14 protein-coding genes and 1 pseudogene are annotated in these 17211 nt (G+C 54.7%); 12 read left to right on the top strand and 3 right to left on the bottom strand.

All coding sequences use genetic code 11. From position 1 onward, the window contains the following. Positions 1-252: 252 nt before the first annotated feature. The 12 genes and pseudogenes from Enr10x_RS27390 to Enr10x_RS27340 all read left to right on the top strand — a co-directional run bounded on the left by Enr10x_RS27390 (position 253) and on the right by Enr10x_RS27340 (position 12565). Positions 253-1728 carry a sulfatase-like hydrolase/transferase gene (locus Enr10x_RS27390; RefSeq protein WP_145114969.1) on the top strand — a complete coding sequence of 492 codons (1476 nt, stop codon included), beginning with the start codon at positions 253-255 and terminating at the stop codon, positions 1726-1728. 201 nt (positions 1729-1929) lie between these two features. Beyond that, positions 1930-2961, top strand: a pseudogene (locus tag Enr10x_RS30710) (Gfo/Idh/MocA family protein); the annotation flags it as partial. Positions 2962-3012: 51 nt separating this feature from the next. Next, positions 3013-3612: a 3-keto-disaccharide hydrolase gene (locus tag Enr10x_RS30705; protein WP_390620463.1), complete on the top strand. Its 600-nt coding sequence runs from the start codon at positions 3013-3015 to the stop codon at positions 3610-3612. Between the two features lie 466 nt (positions 3613-4078). Beyond that, complete coding sequence (locus Enr10x_RS27380) at positions 4079-5425, top strand: Na(+)-translocating NADH-quinone reductase subunit A (protein ID WP_145452177.1); 1347 nt, start codon at positions 4079-4081, stop codon at positions 5423-5425. 219 nt (positions 5426-5644) lie between these two features. Further along, positions 5645-6889: an NADH:ubiquinone reductase (Na(+)-transporting) subunit B gene (locus Enr10x_RS27375; protein WP_145452174.1), complete on the top strand. Its 1245-nt coding sequence runs from the start codon at positions 5645-5647 to the stop codon at positions 6887-6889. Then, positions 6879-7682 carry a Na(+)-translocating NADH-quinone reductase subunit C gene (locus Enr10x_RS27370; RefSeq protein ID WP_145114957.1) on the top strand — a complete coding sequence of 268 codons (804 nt, stop codon included), beginning with the start codon at positions 6879-6881 and terminating at the stop codon, positions 7680-7682. Before Enr10x_RS27375 ends, Enr10x_RS27370 begins: the two co-directional genes overlap by 11 nt. A 1-nt stretch (position 7683) precedes the next feature. Then, positions 7684-8307 carry an NADH:ubiquinone reductase (Na(+)-transporting) subunit D gene (locus Enr10x_RS27365; RefSeq protein WP_145114954.1) on the top strand — a complete coding sequence of 208 codons (624 nt, stop codon included), beginning with the start codon at positions 7684-7686 and terminating at the stop codon, positions 8305-8307. A gap of 1 nt (position 8308) precedes the next feature. Then, positions 8309-8920: an NADH:ubiquinone reductase (Na(+)-transporting) subunit E gene (nqrE, locus tag Enr10x_RS27360; protein WP_145114951.1), complete on the top strand. Its 612-nt coding sequence runs from the start codon at positions 8309-8311 to the stop codon at positions 8918-8920. A gap of 43 nt (positions 8921-8963) precedes the next feature. After that, complete coding sequence (gene nqrF / locus Enr10x_RS27355) at positions 8964-10187, top strand: NADH:ubiquinone reductase (Na(+)-transporting) subunit F (RefSeq protein ID WP_145114948.1); 1224 nt, start codon at positions 8964-8966, stop codon at positions 10185-10187. Further along, positions 10174-11244 carry an FAD:protein FMN transferase gene (locus Enr10x_RS27350; protein ID WP_232093154.1) on the top strand — a complete coding sequence of 357 codons (1071 nt, stop codon included), beginning with the start codon at positions 10174-10176 and terminating at the stop codon, positions 11242-11244. The genes nqrF and Enr10x_RS27350 overlap by 14 nt, the downstream gene beginning before the upstream one ends. A gap of 2 nt (positions 11245-11246) precedes the next feature. After that, positions 11247-11498, top strand: a complete 252-nt coding sequence (locus Enr10x_RS30105) for a (Na+)-NQR maturation NqrM (RefSeq protein WP_197996266.1) — start codon at positions 11247-11249, stop codon at positions 11496-11498. A 443-nt stretch (positions 11499-11941) separates the two neighbouring features. Continuing rightward, the gene (locus Enr10x_RS27340; protein ID WP_145114945.1) at positions 11942-12565 is read left to right on the top strand and encodes an Hsp20/alpha crystallin family protein; all 624 of its coding nucleotides are present in this window, start codon (positions 11942-11944) and stop codon (positions 12563-12565) included. Between the two features lie 101 nt (positions 12566-12666). On the opposite strand, the gene Enr10x_RS27335 is transcribed toward Enr10x_RS27340, so the two are convergent. The 3 genes from Enr10x_RS27335 to Enr10x_RS27325 are packed head-to-tail and all read right to left on the bottom strand — an operon-like array spanning position 12667 to position 17179. Continuing rightward, positions 12667-14043, bottom strand: coding sequence for an efflux RND transporter periplasmic adaptor subunit (locus Enr10x_RS27335; RefSeq protein ID WP_145114943.1), 1377 nt, complete (start codon positions 14041-14043; stop codon positions 12667-12669). Between the two features lie 2 nt (positions 14044-14045). Continuing rightward, the gene (locus Enr10x_RS27330) at positions 14046-16430 is read right to left on the bottom strand and encodes an ABC transporter permease (protein WP_145452172.1); all 2385 of its coding nucleotides are present in this window, start codon (positions 16428-16430) and stop codon (positions 14046-14048) included. Continuing rightward, positions 16430-17179, bottom strand: a complete 750-nt coding sequence (locus tag Enr10x_RS27325; RefSeq protein ID WP_145114937.1) for an ABC transporter ATP-binding protein — start codon at positions 17177-17179, stop codon at positions 16430-16432. Before Enr10x_RS27325 ends, Enr10x_RS27330 begins: the two co-directional genes overlap by 1 nt. Between the last annotated feature and the right edge of the window lie 32 nt (positions 17180-17211).

Genomic DNA, 17211 nt, shown 5'->3' with positions numbered 1-17211 from the left:
CAATCGACGTCAGTTCAGAGGGAGGTCCGGGCACACGTGAGAAGTATAGCCGAGCGGGCAGGCGGGATGCAATCATCAACATGACAAATCAGGCTCTCCAGTCTGCTATTTCAGGGCCTGGAGGCGGTACAGAAGAACTTTCCGGAAAATCGGAACTGGTCTGTGAACCAACCTTGGCGCCCCGCCTGATTTGGGGCAGGATAAATTAATTGCTTCTGTTCCCGCCGCTCTGATTCAACCCCGAGGTCTGATATGAAACGCTTCTTCCGTTGTTCAGCTCTGCTCATTCTCTGTGGTTTCTGTTTCAGTACCACCGTTTCTGCATTAATCGCTGCTGAGAAAGCCGCGCGGCCGAATATTGTGCTCTGCATGACCGATGACCAGGGCTGGGGGGAGACTTCCTTCAACGGTCATCCCGTGATCAAGACCCCGCACCTGGATGACATGGCTGCCAGCGGGCTGCGACTGGACCGCTTTTACGCGGCGGCTCCCGTCTGTTCGCCCACCCGGGGCAGCTTTCTGACGGGACGCCACCCGAATCGTTTTGCCTGCTTCAGCTGGGGACATACCCTGCGACCGCAGGAAGTGACGGTGGCCGAGGCGGTCAAGTCGGTCGGCTACACGACGGGCCACTTCGGGAAATGGCATCTGGGCTCAGTACAGGCCAACAGCCCGGTTTCTCCCGGCAACAGCGGCTTTGATGAATGGGTCTCGAGTCCGAATTTCTATGAAAACGATCCCTATATGAGTCACAACGGCGTGGTCGAACAGCTCAAGGGAGAAAGTTCCCGCGTGACCGTGGATGCCGCCCTCGACTTTATGAAAGGGGCACAGAAAAAAGAGCAGCCCTTCCTGGCGGTGATCTGGTTTGGGAACCCGCACCTGCCCCACGAGGCGGTAGACGAATTGAAAGCCCTGTATCCCGATCAGGATCCGGCTTTCCAGAACTATTTTGGTGAGATCACCGGCGTCGACCGGGCGATGGGACACCTGCGGCGGCAGCTGCGCGATCTGGGGCTGGCGGAGAATACGCTGCTCTGGTTCACCAGCGATAATGGCCCGCGGCCTCCCCAGTTCAAAAAAGAGGGTCCCCGTTCGCAGGCGACCGGCGGACTGGCTGGCTATAAAGGGAACCTCTGGGAAGGGGGCATTCGCGTACCGTCCCTGATCGAGTGGCCTGCTGTGATTAAGAAACCGGAAACATCTGACATGCCCTGCGGCACCATCGATATCTATCCTACCGTGCTGGCATTGACGGGCGCCAAAGTTTCTCATCAGCCCACGCTGGATGGTGAGAGTCTGTTGCCCCTGATCGAGGGGCACAAGATGACCCGCAGCAAGCCGATGGGCTTCTGGACTTATCCTGAGAAGGGACATCCCAAACGCAGTACAGACATTCTGCTGGATCTGCAGAAGCGTCAGTCGCCCGGGAAACCCAATCCGCCCGGACCGGTTCCCGATGCCGACGCGGCCAGCCTGAATACGAAATATTCTAAAGAGGAGCTTCCCGGTTCCGCGGCCCTGATCGACGGTGACTACAAGATCCTGAAGATGGAAAACAAAAAAGGGACCGCCAAATATACGCTGTACAACCTCGCCAAAGATCCGGCAGAAGAACATGACCTGGCTAAACAGGATCCGCAGCGGTTCAAAAACATGAAAGCCGCTCTGGAAGGGTGGCAGCATTCCGTCGTCGACAGTCTGAATGGGAAGGACTATGCCGACTGAGGGGCTCCTGGGGTTTTAGGGAAACGCCGAAATTTCAGACTCGCAGACACGCTGCGATTGCATTTGGTGCCTGTGATTGACCATAATCGATTTTATAAACATTCATAAGGAAATCGAGAGCGGCCTACCTTTTATAGTCGAGGCAGCTTTACCTGCCTGTTTCCGTACCAGCTTACCTGTCCAATACGATAGAGGAACATTATGAACTCAGGACTTTTCAAACGTCTTTTCTGTCAGGCCTGTTGTGCCCTGCTGCTGTTGACAGTGGCGCTGGCCGGCTCTGTCTCTGCTGAGGATTCTAAAAAGGAACTCAAAGCCGGGATCATCGGTCTGGATACCTCGCATGCGATTGCCTTCACCAAGATGCTGAATACCGGCAATCCGGAAGGCGATCTGGCTGGCTGTCGGATCGTTGCCGCTTATCCCAAGGGAAGCCCGGATATCGAATCCAGTGTCTCCCGTGTGCCCGGCTACACGAAGCAGGTTAAAGAAATGGGCGTCGAGATCGTCGATTCCATCCCCGCACTGCTGGAGAAGGTTGATGTGGTCTTCCTCGAAACCAATGACGGACGTCCGCACCTGAAACAGGCGCTGCCGGTCCTCAAGTCAGGCAAGCCGGTCTTCATCGATAAACCGATTGCCGCCTCGCTGACGGATGCCGTGGCGCTGTTCGAACTGGCAAAGAAATACAATACGCCGATGTTTTCTTCTTCTTCACTTCGGTTTGCCAAAGGCGCGCAGCGTCTGCGGAATGGCGAAGAGGGAAAGATCATGAAAGCCAGCACGCACAGTCCCTGTTCGCTGGAAAGCACTCACCCCGACCTGTACTGGTACGGGATTCACGGTGTCGAAACCCTGTTTACCGTGATGGGGCCTGGTTGTGAATCTGTCACACGAACCGTCAGCAATGCGGACCGGGATGAAGTCGCCGGCAAGTGGGCCGGAGGACGCGAAGGGCATTTTGCCGGCGTTCGCAAAGGAACCCCGAAAGGTTATGGCGGAACCGCTGTCGGTAAGAACGGTGAGGTTGCCGTGGGTGGTTATGACGGTTACAAGCCGTTGCTGGTGGAGATCGTGAAGTTCTTCCGTACCGGCAAACCGCCAGTGAGTCCTGAAGAGACACTGGAAATTTACGCATTCATGGAAGCGGCTGACGAAAGTAAACGGCAGGGGGGCAAAGAGGTCACCCTGGCGAGCGTCATGAAAAAGGCGGAAAAGCAGGCCGCGCAGAAGCTGGCCAAACTGGATCTGGCTGACAGCGGTATTTCCTCTGATGACAACAAATTGACAGCGGCCGAAAAAGAAGAAGGCTGGAAACTGCTCTTCAACGGCAAGAACTACAAAGGCTGGATGTGCAGCAACGGTAAGAAGATCGCTGCCCCGATCGAAAACGGCGCACTGGTGCCTTACAAATCAGGCGGCTATCTGATTGTCTATGATAAGGAATTCAGCGATTTCAAATTCAAGTGCGATGTGAAAATGCCGGAAGAGTGCAACTCCGGAATCTTTTTCCGCGTGGGCGATCTGAAGGATCCCGTGCAGTCCGGATTCGAAGCGCAGGTATTGAGCCGCAAGGGAACCGGCATGCATGATTTCGGGGCGATCTACGATCTTGTAGCACCGTCAGAAAACCGGGCCAGTGCTCCGGGTGAATGGACTCATGTCGAGATCACCTGCAAGGGGCCGCACATCAGCGTGGCCGTGAATGGAAAAGTCGTTGCCAAGCTGAATGCAGATGAATGGACCGTGCCGGGCAAGCGTCTGGATGGTACCGGCCACAAGTTCAAAGCAGCAGTCAAAGACTTCCCGCGGAAAGGCTACATCGGTTTTCAGGACCACGGGCACAAAGTCTGGTATAAGAATGTAAAGTTGCTGGAACTGTGAGCCGAAAGTAAACTCTAAGCAGTTACAGTGAAATCCCGCCACCTGAGAGCGTCTTGTTCTCAGGTGGTTTTTTTTGAATCATCAAAAGCTTTGAAATTGGATTGAGACATCAGAAAACAGGCTGGGGGATACTGATGAAATGGCCTGGTGAGCGGGGCAACAGGAGGCCTCGCTCGCCGGTTCTCATCATTGAGAATCCGGAAAAGGTGAGTGAATGAACTACGAATCGAGCTTTTCTGATGCAGTATGGAAAATGATTCAATTTGTGCCTTGCTTTCACTACAAAAAGGGGGGGATCTGTGTAAAATAGCCGCGAATTATTGGGCACCAGAGATCTTGCGCCTATAAAACTGTAAGTACACAGCAGGAATGCCCTTGATCGGATTTGTACAGCATTCAAGTGGTTTTCAAAACCACATCAAGCGAGTCAGTCATTTAAACTCGTTGTATTCAGGTTCATAATTCAATGATAACAATTAAAAAAGGGCTGGATCTGCCCATCGCAGGTGAGCCTTCTGCTTTGATCGAAAACGGGCCGGAAATTCGATCGGTTGCTTTAATCGGCCCTGATTATATTGGGATGAAACCCACGCTGGCTGTCGAAGTCGGCGATACTGTTAAAAAAGGTCAGTTGCTCTTCAGCGACAAGAAGACCGAGGGCGTGATCTATACGGCGCCTGCCGCTGGTAAAGTGACCGAAATCAATCGTGGGGCCAAACGGGCCTTTCAGTCAATGGTGATTGAACTCGAAGGTTCCGATGAAGAAACCTTCGCTTCCTACGAAGAAGGACAGCTCAGCAGTCTGACACGCGAGCAGGTCACTGAGAACCTGGTGCAGTCCGGTCTCTGGACCAGTCTGCGAACCCGACCTTACAGCAAGGTCCCCTCTCCCGAGTCCACACCGCATTCCATTTTTGTGACTGCCATCGATACCAGTCCACTGGCACCACCGCCGGAAGTTGTACTGAGCGAAGAGCCGCGGGCATTCTCTCAGGGTCTGCAGATTCTGAAGACACTGACCGAAGGGAAGCTCTTTCTCTGTAAAGCACCGGGAACCAATCTGCCCGGTTGCGAGCTGGATTTTGTGACAGTCGAAGAATTCGGCGGTCCGCATCCTGCAGGACTGGTCGGTACGCACATTCATTATCTGGATCCGGTCAGCGAAAAGAAAACCGTCTGGTACATCAACTACCAGGACGTGATTGCGGTCGGCAAATTGTTTACGACAGGCCAGCTCTCCAATGAGCGTGTGATTTCGATCGCCGGCCCGGTCGTCAAGAATCCCAAACTGGTTAAGACCATTATGGGAGCCAGTCTGGCTGATCTGACAGACGGCAACCTCGAAGAAGGCGTCGATCGGATTATTTCCGGTTCGGCTCTTTCCGGCCGCACAGGCGAAGGCCCTTTCGCTTACCTCGGCCGCTATGCATTACAGGTCACCGCGCTCAAAGAGGGGACGCATCGGGACTTCCTGGGCTGGATGGGCCCCGGATTCAACAAGTTCTCAGTCGTGCCCGTGTTCGCTTCCTCCTGGCTGGGTAAAGGGAAGAAAGTTCCCTTTACGACATCAACCGAAGGCAGTAAGCGGGCCATGATTCCCATCGGAACTTATGAAAAAGTGATGCCTCTGGATATTCTGCCAACCTTCCTGTTGCGGGCTCTGATTACTGAAGACACCGAACAGGCCAAGCTGTTGGGGTGCCTGGAGCTGGATGAGGAAGATCTGTCGTTGTGTACGTTTGTCTGCCCGGGCAAGTACAACTACGGATCGTTGCTGCGGGACAATTTGACCAAAATTGAAATCGAGGGCTGATACAGCAATAGCCCGGGAAGGGCTTTGACTGTGAAACTCGCCAAGCCTTCACTGTGTGTGATAGTAAGCTGGATAAATCAATTTGTTTTGAAAGATGTCAGTCTGACTGACCGGTAAGAAACAGGTTCGTTTCGGCCGACGGTCAGAGACAGTCAAAGTTGCTGATGGCCCTTCTGAGCCTGCATCAGGGGCTGTCAAACAGGAAAGATAAACCTCGAAATGAAGCCGTTACGAAATCTTCTTGATAAGATACACCCTCTCTTCGAAAAAGGGGGGAAGTTCGAGAAGCTTTACCCGCTTTACGAAGCACAGGACACGTTCCTGTATACGCCGGGTGAAGTGACCAGTGAAGCCTCTCATGTGCGCGATTCGATCGACTTGAAGCGCATGATGAGTATGGTGATTGTGGCTCTGCTGCCCTGTGTGTTCATGGCACTGTATAACACAGGCTATCAGGCCAACGCGGCTATGAGCAACATGGGAATCGAATCGGTTCCCGGCTGGCGGGGCGCCATCATGTCCTCACTGGGTGTGATACCCGATGCCAACAGCCTGGTCTCTAACCTGGTGCACGGTGCTCTCTACTTCCTGCCGATTTATATCGTCTGTATGGCGGTGGGGGGGACCTGGGAAGCGCTGTTTTGTGTTGTGCGGCGTCACGAAATCAACGAAGGCTTCCTGGTGACCGGGATGCTGTTTCCGCTCACACTGCCTCCCACGATTCCGCTCTGGCAGGTTGCACTGGGCATCAGCTTTGGTGTGGTCATCGGTAAAGAAATCTTCGGTGGTACTGGTAAAAACTTCCTCAACCCGGCGCTGACAGCCCGGGCGTTTTTGTATTTTGCCTACCCCGGACAGATCGTGGGTGACAGCGTCTGGACCGCCGTTGACGGTTTCAGTGGTGCCACCTCACTGGGGCAGCTGGCAACCGCAGCTCCCGAAGTCGGGATGAAAGCCATCACCAACCCCGTCGCTGACGGCGGACTGGGAATCTCCTGGGGCCAGGCCTTCATGGGGACGATTCAGGGGTCAATGGGTGAAACTTCCACCTTCGCCTGTCTGCTGGGGGCAGCCTTTCTGATCTTGATCGGCGTCGGTTCCTGGCGCGTGATGGCAGGTGTCCTCGCTGGTGCGATGGGACTCTCCACCCTGCTGTGGCTGATCGGCAGCAACACGAATGCGATGTTCGCGATGCCTCCGCAGTGGCACCTGGTTGTCGGCGGTCTGGCCTTCGGTCTGGTATTTATGGCGACCGATCCGGTCTCGGCAGCGATGACCGATACAGGACGCTGGTTATATGGAATTTTGATTGGGGGAATGACCATCCTGATTCGGGTCGTCAATCCTGCGTATCCAGAGGGGATCATGCTGGCGATTCTGTTCGGCAACGTCTTCGCTCCTCTGATTGATTATTACGTGGTTCAAGCAAACATTAAAAGAAGGTTGGCGCGAAATGTCGCGTGATTCAATAGGTTTCACATTTTTGGTATCGGCCACCCTGTGCGTGGTCTGCTCGATTCTGGTTTCCGGGGCTGCGGTCGGATTGCGCAGCAAGCAGGAACTGAATAAAGAGATCGAACGTAAGAAGAACATTCTCTCCGTGGCCGGCCTGCTCAAACCAGGCGAAGGCAATGAGAATGTCATGTCGATCTATGACAAACAGGTGGAAGGGATCATCGTCGATCTCAACACCGGCAAAGTCGTCACCGACGACAAGGAACTGTTTCCTGATCCTGCTCAATACGATCAGAAGGCAGCCATCGACAATCCCAAACTGAGCACCGCGATTGAGTCCAGCAAAGATATCGCCGGGATCAAACGCCGTGAGAATTATTCCTGGGTTTACCTGATTCACGATGACAGCGGCAAACTGACTCAGTATGTGCTGCCCGTGCGGGGTAAAGGGCTGTGGTCCACCATGTGGGGCTTCCTGGCTCTGGAGACCGACCTGAATACAGTGGAAGGTCTGACATTCTACGAACAGGGGGAAACGCCTGGTCTGGGTGGGGAAGTCGATAACCCCAAGTGGAAAGCACAATGGAAAGGGAAGGAAGTTTACACCAATGACTTCCAGCCCGATATTCAAGTCATCAAGGGCACGGTAAATCCCGAATCCAAAGATGCCATTCATGAAGTGGATGGTCTCTCGGGAGCGACAATTACCTCGCGGGGTGTCACTCACCTGCTCGAATTCTGGCTGGGTGATCTCGGATTTAAGCCTTATCTCGAACGCGTTCGGGAAAAGGAGGGAAAGTAATATGAATTCACGACAGAAAGAGGTCCTGACAGGACCGATTTTGAATAACAACCCGATCGCGCTGCAGATCCTGGGGATCTGTTCCGCTCTGGCGGTGACCACGAAAATGGAAACCGCGCTCGTGATGAGCATCGCGGTGACACTGGTGACGGCCTGCTCGAATGCAGCGGTTGCTTCGATCCGTCTGCAGATTCCCAGCAGCATCCGTATCATCGTGCAGATGACGGTCATCGCTTCACTGGTGATTCTGGTAGACCAGTTCCTGAAAGCATTTGCTTTCGGGATCAGCAAGCAGCTGTCCGTGTTTGTGGGACTGATCATCACCAACTGTATCGTGATGGGACGTGCCGAAGGCTTCGCCATGAAAAACGAGCCCGGCATCAGTTTCCTGGACGGGATCGGCAACGGACTGGGTTACAGTGCCATTCTGATGCTGGTCGCCTTCTTCCGGGAACTGCTTGGTTCCGGAAGTCTGTTCGGTGTTCCCATTTTAAAACTGAGTCGTGATGGTGGCTGGTACGATGCCAATGGTCTGATGCTACTGCCTCCCAGCGCGTTCTTTATTATTGGTATTACCATCTGGGTTTTGCGAACTCTAAAGACCGACCAGATGGAGGAGGCATAACATGTTTGAACATTATCTGAGCCTGTTTATCAAATGTCTCTTCGTCGAGAATCTGGCTTTGGCCTTCTTTCTCGGGATGTGTACCTTTCTGGCTGTTTCCAAGAATGTGAAAACCGCCATGGGACTGGGGATTGCGGTGGTTGTCATCCAGTTCATCACCGTACCCGTGAATAATATCATCTATCAGCATCTGCTGAAGAAGGGGGCGCTGGCCTGGGCTGGTTATCCCAATGTCGATCTGACCTTCGTCGGTCTGATCTGTTACATCGGCGTGATCGCGGCGATGGTACAGATCCTCGAAATGACACTCGACCGCTACTTCCCCGCACTTTACAACTCCCTGGGGATCTTCCTTCCGCTGATCACCGTGAACTGTGCGATCCTGGGGGGCACCCTGTTTATGGTCGAGCGTGACTATAACTTTGCCGAAAGCTGCGTCTTCGGTCTGGGGTCCGGTCTGGGCTGGGGCCTGGCGATTGTTGCACTGGCCGGCGTACGTGAAAAACTCAAATACAGTGATGTTCCTCCGGGACTGCGCGGGCTGGGCATTACCTTCATTACCGTGGGGCTGATGGCAATGGCCTTTATGGCTTTCTCCGGTATCCAGCTGTAACACTTACTAGATTACTGACTTTTTAGAGCGGTCTAAGTATATCATGAATCCAGAAATTCTGCTTGGCGTTATCATGTTCACGGGCATCGTCTTAGCCCTGGTCGCCATCATTTTATTAGCGAAATCCAAACTGGTTGCCTCCGGTAATATTACGATCACAGTCAATGAGCAGAAAAAGATTGAAGTCCCTGCGGGCGGAAAACTCTTAAACGCTCTGGCGGAGAATCAGATCTTCGTTTCTTCAGCTTGTGGCGGTGGTGGAACCTGTGCTCAGTGTGAAGTGAAAGTGCTGCAGGGCGGCGGCGACATTCTGCCGACCGAACGCTCTCACTTCAATAACCGTGAAGTTCGCGAAGGCTGCCGACTGTCCTGTCAGGTGCCGGTGAAGACCGACATGGAAATCGAAGTTCCGCCGGAAGTCTTCGAAACCAAAAAGTGGGTCTGTAAAGTTCGTTCCAACGACAACGTCGCCACCTTCATTAAGGAACTGGTGCTGGAACTGCCTGAAGGTGAAGATGTGGCCTTCAAGGCCGGTGGGTTTATCCAGATCGAAGCGCCGCCGCACCATCTGAAATACAGCGAATTTGATATCCCGGATGAATATAAGGAAGACTGGGACAATTTTGACCTCTGGCGTTTTGAGTCCAAAGTGGACGAAGAAGTCATCCGCGCCTATTCGATGGCGAACTATCCCGGGGAAAAAGGGATCATCATGCTCAACGTGCGTGTGGCTTCCCCTCCACCCCGTGCTCCCGAAGGCACCCCGCCCGGGAAAATGTCCTCTTACATCTTCAACCTCAAGCCAGGTGACGAAGTCACGATTTCCGGTCCTTACGGTGAATTCTTTATTGCAGACACCGAAGCTGAAATGATCTACATCGGTGGTGGTGCCGGTATGGCTCCGCTGCGATCTCACATTTACGAGCTCTTCAAAGAACGCAAAACCAACCGGAAGGTCTCCTACTGGTACGGTGCCCGCAGTATGCGTGAAATGTTCTACGAAGATGAATTTCGGGCGATCGAAGAGGAATTCCCTAACTTTAAAATGCACATCGCCCTCTCAGACCCGATGCCGGAAGACAACTGGACCGGCCTGCAGGGCTTCATCCACCAGGTGCTGCTGGACGAATATCTGAGCAAGCACCCGGCTCCGGAAGATTGTGAATACTACATCTGCGGTCCGCCGATGATGTTGTCTGCCGTACGTAACATGCTGGATGATCTGGGAGTTGAACCTGAGAACGTCCGGTACGATGACTTCGGTTAACAGACAACACGCGTGGTTCTGGTGTCTCACTCTGCTGGCCTGCAGCCTGCAGGTCACGGGATGCCGGAACGATGAGTCAGGCTCCAGCTCTGCTGCACTACAGAAGCAGCAGATTGAGGGGCCCACGATGGGGACGACGTATCATATTACGGTCTGTACCCCCGCCACAGATGAGGTTGATACCGGGCAGCTGAAACAGGACATCGATCAGCTGCTCGTGGAAATCAACCAGGAGATGTCGACCTACATCAAAGATTCGGAACTGTCGCTGTTCAATCAGGCAGAACCCAACCGGTGGCTTCCGGTTTCTCCGGCGGTGGTGAAAGTGGTCTCCGCGGGCCTGGAGCTGAGCGAAGACAGCGACGGGGCCTTTGATATGACCGTGGGGCCGCTGGTGAATCTGTGGCACTTCGGACCGGATCCGGGCAAAAGGACGCTGCCCCCGGAAGACAAAATTGAAGCCGCCCGCCAGAAGGTGGGCTATCATCATATCCAGGTTCAGGAGTCGCCTGCGGCACTGAAGAAGCTGATTCCCGAGGTGTACGTCGATCTCTCGGCGATTGCCAAGGGGTATGGAGTCGATGCGGTTGCCGAACTCATCGAAGCGCGAGGGATCGAAAACTACCTGGTGGAAATCGGAGGGGAGATGCGGGCCCGTGGCATCAACCAGCGTAGTGAATCCTGGAAGGTCGGCATCGAAAAACCGGTGAGTCAGACCCGGGTGGTCCAGAAGATTGTGCCACTGGACAACCTGTCCATGGCGACTTCGGGAAATTATCGTAATTTTTTTGAGGTGGATGGCGTCAGCTATTCACATACCATCGATCCCCGCACGGGGCGACCAGCGATGCATGGGCTCGCTTCGGTCACCGTAGTGGGGGAAACCTGTATGAAATGCGACGCGATCGCGACATGCCTGATGGTATTGGGCCACGCTGAGGGGTATAATTGGGTGAAAGAGCGGAACATCGCCGCTTATTTTATTGTCAAAACAGACGCCGGTTTTACGGAACGCTTTTCGCCTGCCTGGCAGAAGCAGTTCGGTGAGGAGCACTAATTATGTCAACAGTCCTGTTTGCTCTGGGAATTTTTGCCCTGGCCTTCGCGGGGATGGCCGTTGGTGTGATCTTCAGTAACCGATGCATCAAAGGCTCGTGCGGCGGCCTGAATAACATCGAGGGCGTCGATGGCTGCTCGCAGTGCGGTGGTTGTTCGGTCGGCGATAAGAAAAAAGAACACGACCACGCCGCTGCCGCCGGTTCCTGCGCTGTTGAGGAAGAAGACGCCAGTTTGCCTTCCAGCACGAAATAGGCTCACGAATCCCTGTGATCGCACAGCGGGGGATGGTCCCATTTTCATTTCTGGGTAAGCCCGAATGTAATTCGGGCCGAGCGTAGCGAGCAGGAAACTGGCTCTGTTGCGTTCATGGAAACAGACCACTCATTTACCCTCAAGAAGAAATGAACTGAGGGGAGAAGACTCAAGCCCGTTCGCCTGTTTGCCCTGACAGTTTCCTGTTGTCTTTGACAACCCCAAATTTCATTCGGGGGCACCCGTATTCTTGGGCAGCAAGTCAGTTATATTGAACGGTCACTGAATCCCCCAGGAAATTTCAAGATTTTCACTGGTAGTTCGAATCAGATGTGAGACAATACAGGCAAAAGTGGATTCCACCCGCAGGGGAAGTGCGCTTTTGTGGAACAACACATCTGAATTCAGCGAGACGAACGCCACGCTCTCGAGAGGAGGTTAGCATGTCATCAGCCGATCAACAGGACCAGCCGGACCCCGTTCATATTCATACGGAAGAAGCATCTACAGAACAGACTCAAACAGAACAATCGCAGACCGAACAGTCCGGTTCGACCCAGTCGGAGTCAACTGAATCTGCCGAGGAAAAACGGTCAGATGCTTCAGGTATTCCGAATTCGATCGAGCGGCTGCGCTCCGAGTTTGACAAGCTGCTGGGAGTCGCCGTCGAACAGGGAGAACGGGCACTGGACAGGCTGGGGCTGTTTGGCAACGAGCCGGTCTGGGTGCCCCGCGTCGACCTGATGGAACTCGAAGAACAGGTGCAGGTGACGATGGATCTGCCCGGAGTGACCGCTGAAGAGATCAATATCACGCTGGCCGGGAACATGCTGACCGTGACCGGCACCCGCAGTACCGGGACCACGACCACCGCTGGCCAGACCGTACGAATGAGCGAACGCCCTTCGGGCCAGTTCCGTCGTTCGGTGCCGATGCCTGTCGCCGTCGATCCGGACAAGGTGACCGCTTCGGTGCAAAACGGAATTCTGAGCATTACGCTGGACAAGGCCTCCACGGAAAAACCGCGGCAGATTCCTATTAACAGTGCTTCCGGCACCAGCTTCTAGAGCGCGTCGCGATTAAGCATAGCGTTTCTCAATTTAATATACTCGGTCCAAATGGCCCTGGAGACGCTACAGTAAAACTGGACACAGTCTAAACGCAACCATCAGTCGGGGGACCGCTCCAGGTTTTTGATCTGATGCGGTTCCACTGACTGGCCGGAAGTCAGGTTCATACTGGGGGCGACAATCAGCTGGTCGCCTGCCTTGATTCCCGATTTGATCTCCGCTTCGAAGTCGTTCATCACACCCGGTTCGACATCGACGAGCTGCGCGCGGTTGTTGCGAACCACATAGACCTGCCACTGTCCTGATCCGTTGCGAAACAGCGTCGAGCGGGAGACTTTGACCACGTCCGGTTTGATGTCCGTATAAATTTTGACGCGGACCCGGAAATCGGTTCCCAGGATGCGCTGCTGCTGTTGCAGTTGCTTGAAGATGTTCTGGTTAAAGCCGACGATGACTTTCACGCGCTGCTGTTCGACTCCCAGCGAAGAGATCTTGGTGAAGCCTTTGGGGTAGATGCGTTTGACTTTACCCTGCACTGGCTTTTCACCGATGGCGGGACCTTCGATGTCGACGGGCGAACCGATGTGAATATTTCCCACGTATTGCGAGAGCACATCGACTTCGACTTCGAGGTCGTCCAGTTGCCCGAGTTCGAGCAGGATTTCACCGGCAGGCAATGTGCGTTCGTTGGAGTAATATTTTGCCAGTACGGTACCGTCGATCGGACTCCGCATCGTAGCCCGGTTGCGGTCCCGCTGCAGCTGTTCGAATTGTGATTCCGCCTCTTTCTTTTCCTCCTGCAGAACTGCTTCGGAGAGTACTTTTTTCTCCTTGTACTTCAGGATGGAAATCTTGCCGATCTGCATGGCGCTTTGAATCGCCTGGAGTGCCCGCCAGGTGAGGATGTCTTTCTGGTAGTCAATTTCGCTTTGTTTTTTGAACAGATCTGCTTCGCTAAATTCACTGGCCGAGAGCGCTTTTCTCTTGAGTAGCTCATATTTGCGGTCGAATTCGTCCCGGGCGTAGGCCCATTTGGCTTTACTGGCTTCCTGCTGCTTGCTGGCCGCTTCGACGGTCAGGTCCATTGACTTCAGAAATTCGTCGAACTGATCCAGCGAATTATCTTCGAGCCGGTTGTCGGCCTGTTCGATGATTTTTTTCGCATACTGTTCCACGCGATAGCGGGCTTTCGCGACTTCGGCATCCAGGTCAGAGGTGTCCATCGCAGCCACGACCTGCCCCTGAGTGACCGTTTCGTCTTCCTTCACGCTGATCGGCAGGATGCGGCCATCGAGGGGCATCGCAATCCGGTAGACGCGGGGGAGGCTGGTCTTGGCGCGTTCTTCGATGAAGGCTTTGACGGTGCCGGTCTGTGCGACTGTGACATCCACCGGCTGCGGCGCTCCGCTGAATAGATAAAACAGCCCTGCGACTGCCAGGATGCCGACAGTGATCAGAATCGATTTTCGGGACATGGTTATTCCTTTACATTCAGCGCCTGGAGCCAGTCCATTTTCTGAATGGCTTTCTGGACCGGCCAGTGTGAGATCAGAGTAAACAGGATGCCCAGGACGACCGTCATCACCCAGCTCAGCATGTAGATGGTAAAGGGCATGCGGAACAGTTCGGTATCGTAGGCGATGTTAATGCCCTTGGAAGCCCAGTAGCCGGCCGGCAGGCCCAGCAGGATTCCCGGCAGATTAACACAGAAGCTTTCGCGCAGAAAGATAGAGCCGACCTCGCGGGGCGTATAGCCCAGCACCCGGAGCGTGGCGATTTCCTGTTGACGTTCCGAGAGGGAAATCAGTGAGGCGTTGAGGATGCTGCCGAAAAAGATCAGGCAGGAAAAGACGATCACGACGACGATCATCACGATCATCTGATCGACGAGCACCTCCTGCAGCTTGTCTTTCTGGTCGCGGATCGAATTGACCGTCTGAATCGCCGGGACCTGTTTCAACTGACGATAAATTTTCCGCGTCACTTCGGGCCGGGGATTGGTTTTCAGCTGCACATTGCTGAGTGAGTCTGCTTCTCCCATCAGACGATTCAGATAATGGAAGTCGGCGTAGACCGTCAGGCCCAGGTAGCTGTCGATGATTTTCATCACCGGGACCTGTCGCGGAATCCGGTCACCGGAGACGGGAATCATGCGAATCGAGTCGCCCGCCTGGATGTGTAGAATATCGGCCAGTTTGCGGGTGACGAGCAACCCGGTGGGAGGCACTTCGACCCGGTTCCCGGCGGTATCGCGGGGAATCGTCAGTCGCGCGTTCCGCAGGATCCCGGTGATGCCGGTTTTCTTTTCGTGGATGCCATTCTGTAAGGTGCAGCCAACCTGGAACAGCGGCTCCGCGTAATCGACGCCCTGGATCTGTTGCGCTTCGTAATACGCAGAGTAGTCGTGATCGTCCTTGAAGGTCAGGTCGATGTCGCTGAGCAGCAGTTTGTCGTATTGAAAATTGAGCAGGGCGAAGGCGGAGTCATACATGGAGAAAGTGACGAGCAGCAGCATCGCTCCCACTGTGGCTGAGAGCAGACCACCGATCGTGCGGGTTCGGTTGCGGAAGATATCCCGCAGCACCATCTGCCAGCGGAAGTCGATTGCCCGCCAGAAGACGCGGATGCGTTCCAGCAGGATCCGTCGGGCCCGCAGTGGGGGTTTGGGCCGCATCGCTTCCGCAGGAGAAAGTCGTACAACGGTGCGGACACCCCGGAACGTACCTGCAACCGCGAAGAAGACGCTGATCACCAAGCCCAGCAGAATCACGCGGGGATACATCTGGTTGGTCAGCGAGGGGAACTCGAAAAAGTTGCGGTACTGGGCCGTCATGCCCCCGGCCAGGGAGTAGCCCAGCAGCGTGCCCAGAATGCCCCCTGCCACGCCGATCAGCAGGCCGAACTGAATGAAGTGCCGAAACATTTCCTGGTTGGAATAGCCGAGCGCTTTCAGCGTACCAACCACGGTCCGCTGCTGTTCGGCCATACGCGACATGAGCAGATTCAGCGCCAGGGCTGCAACGATCAGAAAGATGCTGGGCAGGATGGTGGCACTGATTTTGAGACCATCGATTTCGTTCTTGAGAAACCAGTGTGAGGACTGCTGGGCCAGTGGAGTGGTCGAGAAGACGCCGTAGTCTTCGAGTTCGAGTTCCAGCTGATCCAGGATCTCACGGACCCGGTTGGGACTTTGATACTGCGGCGCAAGCTGCCCGAGGATCTGGTTGGCGGCCCCTTCAAATCCGAAGACATCTTCCGCGTAATCGTGTTTCAGGTAAAAGACGCCGTAGCTTTCCGGTTCGGGGACGAGGCCCCCCGGGCCGATCAGGTAGACGAATTCGGAACTGATGGCAGTGCCGACAATCAGGAGGTCCTGCAGACGGTTGTTGAGAATCAGTTGAATGTGATCGCCGGGGCGCAGATTGTGCGCACGGGCAAAAGCATCATTGACGATGACCTCTTCCTGGCGCTGATCGGTGAAGTAGCTCCCCTGCTTGATGACGATGCTGTTGATTGAGGCGTTTTCGTGATCGGGAAGGGAGACCGCTTTCCCGGAGAGGGGTTTTTCAACGTCTTCCAGAGAGGCGGTGACTTCGAAGACGATCCGCGGCAGGATGTTCGTCACGCCAGGGGTTTGTATGACGGAGTCAAGATCGCCCAGGGGCACCTTCTTGAGTTCGATGGAGAAGTCGGCCATATGACAGAGCCGGTAGTAGCTCTGGCGGGAATACTCCAGGTTGTCGTAAGTCGAGAACATGGCAATGAAACAGCCGATGCCGACCGCGATGATGCTGATGATGGCAATCAGGACCCCGCGGGCCGCCAGCAGTTCTCGCAGTAATTTCCGGTGCAACACTTTCATTACCAGGTCACCTGCTCAGCGGCGATGGGATGCGGGTTGGGTTTCGCCTCGGCAATGGTGCCAGAGCCAATTCGGACGACACGCTGGGCCATCTGACCGATGGCCGAGTTATGCGTGATGATCACCACGGTTTTGCCCAGCTCCCGGTTCAGGTTGGCGAGGACTCCCAGGATCTTGCGGCCGGTGGTTAAATCGAGCGCCCCGGTCGGTTCGTCGCAGAGCAGCAGCTCCGGCTGTTTGACCAGCGCACGGGCAATGGCGACCCGCTGCTGTTCTCCCCCCGAAAGCTGCGCGGGAAAATGATTGGCCCGGCTGGAGAGTCCCACCAGTTCCAGGGCGTCATCGGGCGACATCGGATCGGCGCTGATGTCGGCGGCCACGATCACATTTTCACGGGCGGTCAGTGTGGGAACCAGGTTATAGAACTGGAAGACGAAGCCGATGTGTTCACGGCGGTAGCGGGTGAGCTGTTGCTCGTTGAATTCAGAGACATTCTTTTCGTGGAAATAGACATCGCCCTCGGTAGGGAGATCGATACCGCCCACGATATTCAGCAGCGTACTCTTACCGGAACCGGAAGGGCCGACGATGACCAGGAATTCGCGTGCGTAAATATCAAGGTCCACATGATGCAGAACGGGCACTTCGACATCGCCGGTGGTGTAGGTCTTCGAGATCGATTTCAACGAGAGCAGGACCTGCTGCTCTGTATCAGAGGCTTGAACTGAATTCATTTCAGAAGCGGACATGGCTGTGATCTCGGAGCAGATAAGAGTTCAAG

The sequence above is a fragment of the Gimesia panareensis genome (genome assembly GCF_007748155.1).
GTDB classification, from domain to species: Bacteria; Planctomycetota; Planctomycetia; order Planctomycetales; family Planctomycetaceae; genus Gimesia; species Gimesia panareensis.
Note: the sequence above shows the minus strand (reverse complement) of the source record. Positions and strands in the feature narration are given on the sequence as shown.

Bases quoted from the DNA above. Each gene is read 5' to 3' on its own strand.
- Enr10x_RS27335 (WP_145114943.1), bottom strand. From the start codon at position 14,043: ATGTCCCGAAAATCGATTCTGATCACTGTCGGCATCCTGGCAGTCGCA.
- Enr10x_RS27370 (WP_145114957.1), top strand. From the start codon at position 6,879: ATGTCGCGTGATTCAATAGGTTTCACATTTTTGGTATCGGCCACCCTG.
- Enr10x_RS27380 (WP_145452177.1), top strand. From the start codon at position 4,079: ATGATAACAATTAAAAAAGGGCTGGATCTGCCCATCGCAGGTGAGCCT.
- Enr10x_RS30105 (WP_197996266.1), top strand. From the start codon at position 11,247: ATGTCAACAGTCCTGTTTGCTCTGGGAATTTTTGCCCTGGCCTTCGCG.
- nqrF (WP_145114948.1), top strand. From the start codon at position 8,964: ATGAATCCAGAAATTCTGCTTGGCGTTATCATGTTCACGGGCATCGTC.
- Enr10x_RS27365 (WP_145114954.1), top strand. From the start codon at position 7,684: ATGAATTCACGACAGAAAGAGGTCCTGACAGGACCGATTTTGAATAAC.
- Enr10x_RS27330 (WP_145452172.1), bottom strand. From the start codon at position 16,430: ATGAAAGTGTTGCACCGGAAATTACTGCGAGAACTGCTGGCGGCCCGC.
- Enr10x_RS27390 (WP_145114969.1), top strand. From the start codon at position 253: ATGAAACGCTTCTTCCGTTGTTCAGCTCTGCTCATTCTCTGTGGTTTC.
- Enr10x_RS27340 (WP_145114945.1), top strand. From the start codon at position 11,942: ATGTCATCAGCCGATCAACAGGACCAGCCGGACCCCGTTCATATTCAT.
- Enr10x_RS27375 (WP_145452174.1), top strand. From the start codon at position 5,645: ATGAAGCCGTTACGAAATCTTCTTGATAAGATACACCCTCTCTTCGAA.
- Enr10x_RS27350 (WP_232093154.1), top strand. From the start codon at position 10,174: ATGACTTCGGTTAACAGACAACACGCGTGGTTCTGGTGTCTCACTCTG.
- Enr10x_RS27325 (WP_145114937.1), bottom strand. From the start codon at position 17,179: ATGTCCGCTTCTGAAATGAATTCAGTTCAAGCCTCTGATACAGAGCAG.
- nqrE (WP_145114951.1), top strand. From the start codon at position 8,309: ATGTTTGAACATTATCTGAGCCTGTTTATCAAATGTCTCTTCGTCGAG.